General features: G+C 47.5%; 9 protein-coding genes. All 9 read left to right on the top strand.

Features of this window, described 5'->3' with window-relative positions; all coding sequences use genetic code 11:
* Positions 1 to 78: 78 nt before the first annotated feature.
* The 9 genes from mutS (at position 79) to T3H97_RS14245 (ending at position 12,595) form a co-directional block, all read left to right on the top strand.
* Positions 79 to 2,898, top strand: coding sequence for a DNA mismatch repair protein MutS (mutS, locus tag T3H97_RS14285; RefSeq protein WP_328800061.1), 2,820 nt, complete (start codon positions 79 to 81; stop codon positions 2,896 to 2,898).
* Between the two features lie 63 nt (positions 2,899 to 2,961).
* Positions 2,962 to 5,136, top strand: coding sequence for a DNA mismatch repair endonuclease MutL (gene mutL / locus T3H97_RS14280; RefSeq protein ID WP_328800060.1), 2,175 nt, complete (start codon positions 2,962 to 2,964; stop codon positions 5,134 to 5,136).
* Between the two features lie 12 nt (positions 5,137 to 5,148).
* Positions 5,149 to 6,000 (top strand): class I SAM-dependent methyltransferase, encoded by an 852-nt coding sequence (locus tag T3H97_RS14275; RefSeq protein WP_328800059.1) that lies wholly within the window; start codon positions 5,149 to 5,151, stop codon positions 5,998 to 6,000.
* Complete coding sequence (miaA, locus tag T3H97_RS14270) at positions 5,984 to 6,964, top strand: tRNA (adenosine(37)-N6)-dimethylallyltransferase MiaA (RefSeq protein WP_069289755.1); 981 nt, start codon at positions 5,984 to 5,986, stop codon at positions 6,962 to 6,964. The genes T3H97_RS14275 and miaA overlap by 17 nt, the downstream gene beginning before the upstream one ends.
* Positions 6,965 to 6,984: 20 nt before the next feature.
* A complete protein-coding gene (gene hfq, locus T3H97_RS14265; RefSeq protein WP_023989043.1) occupies positions 6,985 to 7,230 on the top strand; it encodes an RNA chaperone Hfq in 246 nt (81 codons plus the stop codon).
* Between the two features lie 190 nt (positions 7,231 to 7,420).
* The gene (locus T3H97_RS14260) at positions 7,421 to 10,081 is read left to right on the top strand and encodes a PBP1A family penicillin-binding protein (protein ID WP_328800058.1); all 2,661 of its coding nucleotides are present in this window, start codon (positions 7,421 to 7,423) and stop codon (positions 10,079 to 10,081) included.
* A gap of 165 nt (positions 10,082 to 10,246) precedes the next feature.
* The gene (locus tag T3H97_RS14255) at positions 10,247 to 10,804 is read left to right on the top strand and encodes a ribonuclease FAU-1 family protein (protein ID WP_328800057.1); all 558 of its coding nucleotides are present in this window, start codon (positions 10,247 to 10,249) and stop codon (positions 10,802 to 10,804) included.
* Complete coding sequence (locus tag T3H97_RS14250) at positions 10,801 to 11,496, top strand: YdcF family protein (protein WP_328800056.1); 696 nt, start codon at positions 10,801 to 10,803, stop codon at positions 11,494 to 11,496. Before T3H97_RS14255 ends, T3H97_RS14250 begins: the two co-directional genes overlap by 4 nt.
* Positions 11,497 to 11,611: 115 nt before the next feature.
* Positions 11,612 to 12,595, top strand: coding sequence for an AAA family ATPase (locus T3H97_RS14245; protein ID WP_328800055.1), 984 nt, complete (start codon positions 11,612 to 11,614; stop codon positions 12,593 to 12,595).
* Positions 12,596 to 12,654: the final 59 nt, after the last annotated feature.

Raw genomic sequence — 12,654 nt, 5'->3', positions numbered from 1 at the left:
TTATCGACTGTCATTTTTGATATAATGAGAGATAATTATAAGTTTAAACGGAACAAAGTGTGGGGGTTAGTAAACGGTATGTCCAAATATACACCGATGATTGAGCAGTATTTATCCATAAAAGAGCAGGCTAAAGATGCATTTTTGTTTTTCCGTCTGGGAGATTTTTACGAGATGTTTTTCGATGATGCAATTCTTGCATCCAAGGAGTTGGAAATTACACTTACGGGTCGTGAGGGTGGCGCCACGGAAAAAATTCCGATGTGCGGCGTGCCTTATCATTCAGCTGAAAATTACATACAGCGCCTCATTGAGAAGGGTTATAAGGTAGCCATCTGTGAGCAAATGGAGGAAGCCTCAGCTACGAAGGGGATGGTGCGGCGGGATATTGTCCGCGTTGTGACCCCTGGTACGGTAATGGAAGGCAAGGTGCTGGGTGACAAATCCAACAACTACATGGTATGTGTCACAGAGACGGATGGGATGCTGGCACTTGCGGCGTGCGACTTGTCAACAGGTGAATTGTATGTGACCTCTGTGCCTGATTCGAAAGAATGGCTACTAGATGAAATTAACATTTATGAGCCTTCCGAAATGTTGGGGGATGGTCATCTGCTCGATTTTGTGACATCCCGTATGTCCCCCGTTGGACGGCGTGTTGTGTATACGGCTTGGGACAAATCCAAGGATGATCTGGTTCGCGATCAATTTGGGGAACCCACGTGGGCAAGGCTTACGGAGGAACGCAGACGGTGCGTATCGCGCCTGATTTCCTATTTGAATGAAACGCAAAAAAGATCGTTAGGCCAATTGACCCAAATCTCGGTATATGAGCCAAACCATTTTATGATTCTGGATCCATTTACCCGCCGGAATCTGGAACTGGTGGAGACGGTACGTGAACGCTCCAAGAAAGGCTCGCTGCTGTGGCTGTTGGATCGCACAGAGACATCCATGGGAGCGCGTCTGTTGCGTCGTTGGATTGACAAGCCGTTGTTGAGCAGCAGTCTTATTGAGGAGCGCTTGGAGGCGGTGGACAAGCTATACCACCAGTTTATTTTCCGAGAGGATGTACGTGCTCAGCTTAAAGAGATTTACGATCTGGAGCGTCTAGTTGGGCGGATCGCCTTTGGTAGTGCTAATGCACGTGATCTGATCGCCCTCAAGCTGTCACTGGCCCGAATTCCTTCTTTACGCGAGCTGTGCGCTGAATCTCCTTCGAAGACGCTGAGACGAATTGCACAAACGCTGGATAGCTGTACAGACCTGTGTGCGTTGATTGAGGAAGCGGTGGCGGATGAACCGCCGATTTCCGTAAGGGATGGAGGTCTTATTAAGGAAGGCTACCATCAGCGTCTGGACGAACTGCGCGAGGCGAGTGTGAACGGTAAGCGTTGGATCGCTGAGCTAGAGGCCAAGGAACGTGCAGCAACCGGCATTCGGTCACTTAAGATTGGATACAACAAAGTATTTGGTTATTATATCGAGGTGACCAAATCCAATTTGGCTTCATTACCAGAAGGTAGATATGAACGCAAACAGACGTTGGCAAATGCGGAACGGTATATTACACCAGAGTTGAAGGAAAAGGAATCTCTAATTCTGGAAGCCGAGGATAAAATGGTTGATCTGGAGTACACGCTTTTCTCCGAGCTTCGCAGTAAACTGAACGCCGAAATTCCCCGTTTGCAAAAGTTGGCAGAGCAAGTGGCTGAAATTGACGTGTATCAGTCGCTGGCATCGGTTAGTGCGGAACGGGGATTCGTGAAACCTGAGCTGACTACAGGATATGATTTCGTAGTGGAGCAGGGGCGCCATCCTGTGGTGGAAGCCGTAATGAAAGATGGCGGTTTTATCGCCAACAACACGATGTTGGAGGAAGCGGATGCGCATATTCTACTTATCACCGGGCCGAACATGGCTGGGAAAAGTACGTATATGCGTCAGGTCGCACTTATTGCAATTATGGCTCAAATTGGCTGCTTTGTCCCTGCTGCACGTGCTAAGGTGCCGATGCTGGATCGCATTTTTACACGGATCGGCGCGGCGGATGATCTCATCGGTGGGCAGAGTACGTTTATGGTCGAAATGGCAGATATCCAAGTAATGACGGACAAGGCAACTCCGCGAAGCTTGATCATTATTGATGAACTAGGACGAGGTACGTCCACCAGTGAAGGAATGGCAATTGCACAGGCAGTTATCGAATTTGTCCATGACACGATCGGCTGTAAGGCGCTGGTATCCACGCATTTCCATGAGCTGGCGCATTTGGAGCAAGGCCTGTCTTCGCTGCGAAATTACTCTATGGCCGTGCAGGAAAGCGGCGACAAGGTGAATTTCCTGCGCAAGCTCATACCAGGAGCGGCTAGCAGTAGCTATGGTATTTATTGTGCTCGGCTTGCAGGCTTGCCCAATAACATTATTGAGCGAGCAAATGGACTGCTGAATGGTTTTGAACAGGCAGCGGCTCAAGTAACGGCAGGTACCGAGATAGTAGTAGGAGGGAAGGAAGGGACTGATCTTCGTACAGTTTCAGGGACGGAAGATATTTCTTCTTTGACCGAATATAATTCAGGCCAGACATTGCGAGAAAGCGGAGAAACTGTATCATCAGCTCAGTCTTTATCACAGCAGGCCACCCTGGTAAAAGAAGATACTCTACAGACTGTGGAGGATTCCAGCACGTTGGTGCAAGGAGCAACCGAAGTGGTACAGCTCTCCATTTTCGGTGATCAGGAGCTTGCCACCTCCAAGCCCCACGCAGAGGCAGTAGAGACTAATCCGATTGTGCGCCAAATTTTGCGCAAGGTGAAAAATGCTGATGTCATGAATATGACTCCCTTACAGGCGATGCAGCTATTAAATGATCTTAAAAACAAGGCCAATGGCCTGTAGTTAAAATAAGTGACATTATTCTTATTTTTCATCACACTTTGAAGGCAGGAGGAGGTTAAAAGGATGTCTAAAATTCGGGTACTGGATGAACATATTGCGAACCAGATTGCTGCCGGTGAGGTCGTGGAACGTCCAGCCTCCGTCGTGAAGGAGCTGGTGGAAAATGCGATTGATGCAGGCGGTACGCGGGTGGACGTATGGGTAGAAGAGGGCGGCCTGCAAAGTATCCGGGTGACGGATAATGGAAGTGGCATTGAGCCTGAGGATGTGGAGACGGCATTCTATCGGCACGCGACAAGCAAAATTGGACATGGTCGCGACCTGTTTCAGATCACAAGTCTCGGCTTTCGGGGAGAGGCGTTGCCAAGTATAGCGGCTGTATCGAAAGTAGAGCTGCTTACAGCAGCCGGAGATGACGGGCGTGCCCGTAAATTAGTGATTGAGGGCGGTAAGCTGTTGCTTCACGAGGAGGCTGCTAGTAGGCAAGGGACGGATTTTACCGTACGGGAGCTGTTTTATAACACACCTGCACGGCTGAAATATATGAAAACAATCCAGACAGAACTGGGACACATTTCGGATGTATTGTACCGAATGGCGCTATCGCACCCGGAAGTGGCCTTCACTTTGCGGCATAATGGCAATACATTGCTGCAAACGCTGGGCAATGGTGATTTGCTGCAGGTGATTGCCGCTATTTACGGAACTTCTGCGGCGAAATCCATGCTGCTGCTAGAAGGAGAGAGCCTCGATTACCGAATTAGCGGCTATGTCAGCCGCCCAGAGTGGACGAGATCGAATCGGAATGCGATCTCGACGGTAGTGAATGGGCGTTTTGTGCGTAGCTACGGGCTTAATCAGGCGTTGCTCAAGGCATATCATACCTTATTGCCGATCAATCGTTTTCCGCTGGCTGTGATCCAACTGGAAATGCATCCTTCTTTGGTGGATGTTAACGTTCATCCAGCCAAGCTGGAGGTACGGTTTAGTAAAGAAGCTGAACTGTTTCAGCTGGTTGAAGATTCGGTAAAAGCTGTCTTAGGGCAGCAAGTGCTGATTCCGAAGGCAGTCAAGCGCGAGATCGGTGGCAAGGATAGTGGCTCGTTTGTGCAGGAGCAGTTTCACTTCTCGAAGGGAAATGGTGTGGAAGGGGATGCTCCTTCCGGCAAAGACCGGGGGGGAGCACTGCCACTTTCTGTGACCTCGCCGGAGAGCGAGGAACCGCGTCAATCCAATTACTTGAACAGGAACGAAGAGAATAACAGAGGTAGCCAGGAGCGTGAGCAACGTCCGAGCAGGGATAGCCTCTCAGCCATTGGACGGGCAAACAACCTTTCTGGTAAAAGTATTAGTGATGAGGAATTGGATGCAGATTTTGTGGAAGAAAACAACGGGAGTGAAGTTAGAGGGGACGTGCTGCTCCCTGATGGAGCGACTGTACAGTCGCCCGAAGGAGACAATTCCGCAATAGGCACATCTTCCTTATACAGTGGAGGGATACAGGAAACGGCTGCTTCTGCTGCTTATTCATCTTCTGTGCCGCCGATTGCAGGACACGCTACGGATTCCCGTCATTTCGCGGATCAGAAGCCGCGCCAGCAACGTCTGAATGCAGAGCAATTGGCAGCGGTGTCGAGAGAAGTTCCAGAGTTGCCCACTTTTCCTGAACTGAATTTAATCGGTCAGCACCACGGGACATATCTGATTGCACAGAACGACCAGGGCTTGTATTTAATTGATCAACATGCCGCACATGAACGAGTCAATTATGAATTTTATTATGAAAAATTCGGCAATCCCGAGTCAGTATCGCAGGAGCTGCTACTACCAATTACACTGGATTTTACGCCTTCCGAGACAGAAAAGTTGAAAACAAGGCTGCACTGGTTTGAGCAGGCGGGGGTGTATTTGGAGCATTTTGGCGGTCAAACTTTCCGTGTCAGCTCTTACCCGTACTGGCTTCCCCAAGGGGAAGAAGCGGATGTTATTGAGGAAATGGCCGGATGGGTGCTGGAGGAAAGAGCCATTGATCTTGCTAAGCTGCGGGAAGCAGCCTCAATCATGTGCTCCTGCCGGGCTTCGATTAAAGCAAACCAGAAGCTGACTGATCGACAGGCTATCGTTCTGTTAGAGCGTTTGGCAGCGTGCAAACAACCATATACTTGCCCTCATGGGCGACCTATTGTGGTTTCCTTTTCCACATATGATTTAGAGAAGCTGTTTAAAAGAGTAATGTAAGGGAGTATATATATGTTTGAGGATCGGGAAAACCGTGAAGAAGAAGAGCAGTCGAGGCTACGGGAAAAGCAAGTCGAATTACTGGTCACGACAGGGGATTCCCCCTCGGCTGAGGTTATGGAGCGAGCGAAGCTGCTTGCAGCCGAGTTAGGGGTGCTGTATGCTCCTCGTCGTGGCATATCGGTAGCTAAGCTAATCGTGGCTCACAGAGTCCGTCAAGCGTTGGTTCTGGTGCAGGGCGGAGTGAGGCTGATTAGTCCAGAACAACCACCGATGGTTTTTCACCCGAGTATGGGCTTCATTCGCGCCAAACGGGTATTAAAGGGTGAACCTGACCCGATGTTGACGGCTGCCCGGATCGTCCCGGGTGATACGGTGCTGGACTGCACCGCAGGACTTGGTACGGATTCTCTTTTATTTTCAATTGGAACGGGAAGCTCTGGACAAGTCACGGCTGTGGAGAGTTCTTTCCCCGTCTACGCTTTAATCAAGGATGGAATGAGGCATTACCGTTCCGGCAACGCTGAAGTAGATCAGGCCTTTTCCAACATTGATGTTCGTTTTGGTCATCATTTGGACTATTTGCGTAGTTTGCCGGATCGCAGTATAGATATTATTTATTTCGACCCTATGTTTCGTGATCCGTTGCTCGATTCCAGCGCAATTGGTCCATTGAGAGGGTTGGCTAATCCAGACGCGTTGAATGAGGAAAGTATTGTTCATGCGAAACGGATTGCTCGAAAAACAATTGTATTAAAAGAAAAACGGGGTAGCGGGGAATTTGCCCGCCTCGGCTTCCGTGTGGAGCAGCGGGGCACAACGAAAACTGTGTACGGAGTGATTGATATTGACAGTGGCACCTAAGCCTAAACTACTTGTTCTTGTTGGCCCGACTGCGGTTGGCAAGACGAAACTAAGCATCGAGATGGCTCGACAATTTGACGCAGAAATTATTTCCGGGGATTCCATGCAGGTATACCGTCATATGGACGTTGGAACTGCCAAAATTTCCGAACAGGAAATGGAAGGAATCAAGCACCATTTAATTGATATTCATGAGCCTGAATACCCATATTCAGTAGCCCAATTTCAGGAAGACTGTCGTCGACTCATACCTGATATTCAATCTAGAGGAAAGCTACCGTTTATCGTAGGCGGAACAGGTTTATATGTAGAATCAGTCTGCTATGAATACCAGTTTTCCGAGGTAGGGGCTGACGAAGCTTTTCGTCAGGAACAGCTTGACTATGCCGAACAGTTTGGAGCTGACGCGCTTCATGCGCGACTACAGGCGGTTGATCCCGAAAGTGCACTTCGTCTGCATCCTAATGATCGTCGTCGTGTCGTTCGGGCACTGGAAATTTACCATGTTAGCGGAACGACACTTAGCTCTCAACTTGCCAGTCAAAAAAAGGAATCTCCTTACCAACTCTGCATCGTAGGTTTGACAATGGATAGGCAAATGCTATATAAACGTATTGAAGACCGAATTGACGGGATGCTCGATCAAGGGCTTGTTGCTGAGGTAACCTCCTTAATGGAACGGGGAGTGCGAAGCGATGCCATCTCCATGCAAGGTCTAGGCTATAAAGAGATATCCTCCTACCTGCGGGGAGAGGTGTCTTTGGAAGAGGCGGTGACTTGGCTAAAACGGGATACGCGTCATTTTGCGAAGCGACAGCTCTCGTGGTTTCGCCATATGAAGGATATCCAGTGGGTAGATGTCACTGATTTCGGAAATTTTTCTGCTCATGCAGCCCGAATACACGAAATTATAGCAGGAAAGTTCCGGACAGACCTTGAATATACTTCAAAACAATCCAAATGATTATTGGGGGTACGGCTAAAATGAACAAGTCCATTAATATCCAAGATACGTTTCTGAATCAATTGCGCAAGGATTCTATACCTGTAACGGTATACCTCATCAATGGATTTCAGGTGCGAGGAACGATTAAAGCATTTGACAATTTTACGATTGTGATCGACTCGGATGGAAAGCAACAGCTGATTTACAAGCATGCCATCTCCACCTTTACACCGCAACGCAATGTATCGCTTGTACAGCAACAGGATAACGCTAGCGATAACTGATTACGGCTTGACGGTCGCCCGGGTTCATGAAACTTTTCAGGCGTCCGTCTCGTCTAACTGTATAGGAATGTGACCGGGAGCAACCTGATCAGGGTTGTTCTTTTCATTCCGTTTACTTTCATGCTGCCGACAGCAAGCTTTAAGCTTATGTTAGGTATCATATGATTATTAGCGAAAGGGAGTCAGGGGAATGCCAAACGATTCATTGTCCAGATCCGGCAATCGCAATAGAAACACATCTAAAGAGAAGCCGAAGGGCAAGAAAAAGAAAATAACAGGTAAGCGAGTGGGGTGGACGCTATTTATTACAGCGGCCTTAGCCATATTCTGTGCACTTGGTGGATATTTATTTGTCATGGTCAATGGCGAAAAAATTTACAAAGCCAACAAAGACAAAATTACAGTGAACGAGACCTCGAAGGTTTATGACCGCAACGGTGTGCTCATGGGTGAGTTGTCTGTGCAAAAAAGCGATCCTGTTAAAAGTGAAGAAATACCAGATCTGCTGAAAAAAGCTTTTGTGGCAACAGAGGATAAACGGTTTTATGAGCATCAGGGTGTTGATATTTGGTCTATCGGTCGGGCGGCTGTTAAGGATATTATAGCTCGTTCGGCAGTGGAGGGCGGCAGTACGCTGACTCAGCAGCTGGCCAAAAACTTGTTTTTGACACGTGACAAAACCTTTTTCCGTAAAGCGACTGAGGTATCCATTGCAATGGCCTTGGAGCGAAATTTGAATAAAGATCAAATTATTACGCTATATCTGAACCGGATTTGGTTTGGACGTTCATATTCCGGTATTAAAGCAGCATCGGAAGGCTATTTTGGAGTGACAAATTTAAATGACTTAAAGTTGTGGCAGGTCGCTACACTGGCAGCTATTCCGAAAGGGCCATCCAAGTATAATCCAATAAGTAATCCGGAGAACTCGAAGGCACGGCGTGCGGTGGTTCTCCAGCTGATGTTTGAGCAAGGGATGATTGGGAAGCAAGAGATGGAAGAGGCCAAAGCTGTAAATTACGATTACAAACAACCGGAAAAAGTTCAAAAGTATCAAAATTTTATGGAATACGTCATGGATGAGGCAGAGGATGCACTGCCAGGAGTTAGCGGCAATGATCTGATTATTGGCGGTTACAAAATTCATACCACAATGGATGCCCAGGCTCAAAATGCGCTAGATCAGGCGATGGCAGATGATGACATGTTCGAAAAAAGTCCTGACGATCAGCCTGTTCAAGCCTCGATGGTCATTATTAACAACCAGACAGGTGGAATTGCCGCGATGGCACCCGGACGGGATTACAAAAAGGGAACCTTCAATCGTGCGACACAGAGCCGCAGACAGCCAGGATCGGCCTTTAAGCCGATTGTAGCCTATGCGCCAGCTCTTGAATCTGGTAAGTTTACGATGGATACCCCTTTGAGTAACGAACGCCAGAGTTTTAACGGATACAGTCCGAAAAACTTGCATGGTTACTCGTCGACCATCAGCATGCTCGACGCCATTACGAAGTCTGAAAATATTCCGCCTGTATGGTTGCTGAACCAAATCGGTGTGGAAAAAGGGGTTCAATTTGCCGAGAGCGTAGGCATTCCGATGGACAAAAATGATCACTCACTTGCTATCGCATTGGGTGGATTAAGCAAAGGAACGAATACCCTTGAAATGGCGCAGGCGTACAGCGCTTTTGCTAATAAAGGACAATTCCAAAAAGCTTATTCTATTAAGCAAATTAACAATAGTGATGATCAAGTTGTTTATACTCATGAAGAGGAAACTAAATCTGTAATGAGTGAAAAAACGGCTTATGAAATGACACAAATGATGCAAAATGTAGTCAATAGCGGTACAGGTCGCAAAGCACGTATTGACTGGCCTGTAGCTGGTAAAACGGGTACGACCCAAAGTGGAATTAGCGGTAACAGTGGTAACCGGGACATCTGGTTTGTCGGTTATACACCGGAATATACCGGAGCAGTATGGATGGGTTATGATAAGCCGGACAGTAAACATATGCTCAGAAACTATAGTGGGCAGTCGGCAGCCTTTTTCGGAAGGGTCATGGGTGAAGCTCTCAAGGGGCATCCGGTTACGCAATTCAGCGAGCCGAAGGGATATGAACCACCAGTAGAGCAGAAGCCAGAAGAGCCGGTTAAGGCTACCGCTCCAAGCGGGCTGAGCGGGTCTTATAGTCAGGACACCCAAATTGTATCGTTGTCTTGGAATGCGGCAGAGGGAGACAATGTACAATACCGTGTTTATCGTAAAGAGTCTTCCGAAGGAAGCTTCAGGACGATTATGGAGGCGATGAGAGGCACGAGTGGCGAAGATACGTCTCCTGTAGCTGGAAAAACGTATCAATACTATGTCGTAGCTTATGGAGCGGATGGTAAAGAATCCGCAGCTTCGAATACGATTAGTGTAGAAATTCCGACAGAGACTACTCCGATAGATCCGCAGCTAGGAAATGATCCTAATCAGGATGGAACTGTACCGGATAATGGCGAGAATATAGAGGGTCAGGACGGCACAGACCAGGGGAATACGACTCCTGGAGGTACTGATAACGGTACTGGTTCTGACCAAGTTCCAACGTCTCCTGGAGGTAACAATGGAAATGGTACTGGAGGCACAGGCAACAGTAACGACAATTTTGGGAACGGAAACGATACAAATACGGGGAATGGTCAGACGACTACGCCGGATTCAGGTATAACTGATGAAAATACTATGACCAATCCAGAAAATACAGATGCATCTACCACAGGTGCTATTATGGATGGAAGTCAGGAAAGCAAATCCAACGGTCATTCAAACTCCAATCGTGGACGTCACAACCGGGATTAGCAAATATGTTTTATGTAAGATGATATTGGCTTCAAATCAAAGGTATTTTCGGACTGTTTTGACAGTCTGAAAATACCTTTTTTGCTGTAATACAGGGGTTATTTTTGAGTGTACAGTTTAAATATGGTAAGCTGGTTTTACCAATGTTGGAGAGGAACATCATTTATGAAGCGCAAATTCGGAGACCGGGCCAACTGGCGCAGAATCACCAATCGCAAGTTTGCTTGCCGGTATGTAGAAAGTGACGCGTTTACAGGATATGTGACCCTGTATACAATTTTGAGTCTCAAGGAGCCGTTATGGAAAAGTTACGGTGGTCATACGTTTTGCATAGCCGATAAAGGATATTCCTGGCTGCAATATTATCCAAAAGGTGAGCACTATGTGGTGACTGCTATGTTTGACAACCGGGAGCAAATCGTTGAATGGTACATTGATACCTGCCGAAATCAGGGTGTGACCGATCAAGGAGTCCCTTGGTTTGACGATTTGTATTTGGATGTTGTGGTGCTTAAAAACGGTGAAATCTTTCTAGTGGATGAGGATGAATTGGAGGAGGCGTTACAACGGGGGCATATCTCAAACCAAGAGGCAGAATTGGCTAATCGTACGGCGGCTGATGTGTTACATCAGATAGATGCCCACGTGTTCCCCTATTTTAAAATGTCGCTGAAACACCGGGCAGAATGGTTTCACAACGGTGATTTCAAGAGAGAACGGTGAAAGTTTTGCAGTGGATTAAAAATACTGGGCCCAAACGTTCTGAGTTGAAAAGCAGGCAGAGTCGCCTTAAGAAAATATTTATGGTATCCAAGCGTCTTGTACTTTGTTTGATGATTTTCATTTTGGTCGGATTGGTATGGGCAGGTATCCGAGTGTGGAACATGAATACGGCCGCCTCTACCACTCCGCTCCAGCAAGTGCAAATTGGTATCGTACTAGGTGCTTCTATGTGGGGAGCTGAGCCCAGCCCCGGATTGAAGGAAAGGCTGGAAGAAGCCTTGCGCTTATACCGCAACGGGACGGTACAGCGTCTAATTGTAAGTGGGGGACTGGATAAACCAGATTTTCCGTATACAGAGGCTGAGGGCATGCAACGCTATTTGGTAGATAGAGGGGTTCCTTTACAGCATATTGTGTTGGAAAACCATGCGACCAGTACTTACGAAAATCTGCTCTATAGCCAGCGCATCATGAAGGAATATGGATGGACCTCCACCGTGATCATTACACATAGCTATCATGGCCCTCGGGCGATGGAGATTGCTCAATTCTTGAAGTTTGATCATCCTCAGATGGCTCTGACGGAATCTAAAGTGCTGAATATGCCAATTCACCAATCAAGAGAAGTATTGGCATACGCTAAATGGACGCTACAACGGTGGTGGATCAGCGCTCAAACTTGGGTTGTCTGAATTAAACAAAAGGCTTTGTGCACGTTCCCGTTGCTTTTATGCTAATAAGGACATGCCAGACCGAATACATTAATAGGGTAAGCTGTGCCTGAAGAAATGTTGAGGTGATGGATGCATGAACGGACGGGGAATCGCCGCGGGCAAGCGGTCGGAGGAGAGACCTTCCAGACAAATTAATGTCGTGCTGCGTAGCCCGGAGCCGATAGCTTCGGTGACTGTGGACGAGACGGAAGCAGTGGCTTCAACCAAGTCACAGGCGCTACCGCAGTATCTCAGTCTTTATCAGGAAATTCAGAAAGAACTCGATCATCTCGTCGGCTTGGATAACATCAAAGACCTGGTATTTGAGGTATATGCCTTTTTGCAAATCGCCCATATGCGCACGGATGCGGGACTGTTGAGCAATGCACACGTATATCACATGATTTTCAAAGGAAATCCAGGTACGGGGAAAACGACAGTAGCCCGAATTATCGCTAAAATGCTGCAAAAAATGGGGGTACTGAGCAAGGGGCATCTGATTGAGGTGGAGAGGGCTGATCTGGTCGGTGAGTATATTGGCCACACGGCACAAAAAACGCGAGATCTGGTAAAGAAATCTCTTGGCGGCGTGTTGTTCATTGATGAGGCTTACAGTTTGGCACGCGGAGGGGAAAAGGATTTTGGAAAAGAAGCGATTGATACCTTGGTAAAATCCATGGAAGACCAAAAAAATCAATTTATTTTGATTCTCGCTGGATACTCGGGGGAAATGGACTTTTTTTTACGAACGAATCCTGGTCTTCCTTCTCGCTTTCCAATCCAGTTGGATTTTCCTGATTATACTGTGGATCAGCTCATCCAAATTTCCGAGCTGATGGCCAAGGAGCGGGATTATATTCTCATGCCTCAGTCCATACTCAAAATGAAGGAGCATTTGCTAAACGAGCGTAATGACAGTCTTCATGCATTTAGTAATGCACGATATGTTCGTAACGTGATTGAAAAAGCGATTCGGCACCAAGCTGTCAGGTTGCTCAATCAGTACAGGAGCGGGCAACCCGGCAAGCAGGAATTGATGACGCTGCGTCCAGAGGATTTGAAAATGGACAAAAGATAGGCGATAATAGGAATCTGAATCACATCGAATTGTATGACATCGAACGGGGGCCGGCCTGG

This window comes from Paenibacillus sp. LX16 (assembly GCF_036252815.1).
Taxonomy (GTDB): Bacteria; Bacillota; Bacilli; order Paenibacillales; family Paenibacillaceae; genus Paenibacillus; species Paenibacillus polymyxa_B.
The sequence above is the reverse complement of the archived record's forward strand: the minus strand, read 5'-3'. Positions and strand labels throughout refer to the sequence as shown.

What these genes read in the sequence shown, in the direction of transcription:
- T3H97_RS14255 (WP_328800057.1), top strand. Translation starts at nt 10,247, where the DNA reads ATGAAGCGCAAATTCGGAGACCGGGCCAACTGGCGCAGAATCACCAAT.
- mutL (WP_328800060.1), top strand. Translation starts at nt 2,962, where the DNA reads ATGTCTAAAATTCGGGTACTGGATGAACATATTGCGAACCAGATTGCT.
- T3H97_RS14245 (WP_328800055.1), top strand. Translation starts at nt 11,612, where the DNA reads ATGAACGGACGGGGAATCGCCGCGGGCAAGCGGTCGGAGGAGAGACCT.
- T3H97_RS14260 (WP_328800058.1), top strand. Translation starts at nt 7,421, where the DNA reads ATGCCAAACGATTCATTGTCCAGATCCGGCAATCGCAATAGAAACACA.
- hfq (WP_023989043.1), top strand. Translation starts at nt 6,985, where the DNA reads ATGAACAAGTCCATTAATATCCAAGATACGTTTCTGAATCAATTGCGC.
- mutS (WP_328800061.1), top strand. Translation starts at nt 79, where the DNA reads ATGTCCAAATATACACCGATGATTGAGCAGTATTTATCCATAAAAGAG.
- T3H97_RS14275 (WP_328800059.1), top strand. Translation starts at nt 5,149, where the DNA reads ATGTTTGAGGATCGGGAAAACCGTGAAGAAGAAGAGCAGTCGAGGCTA.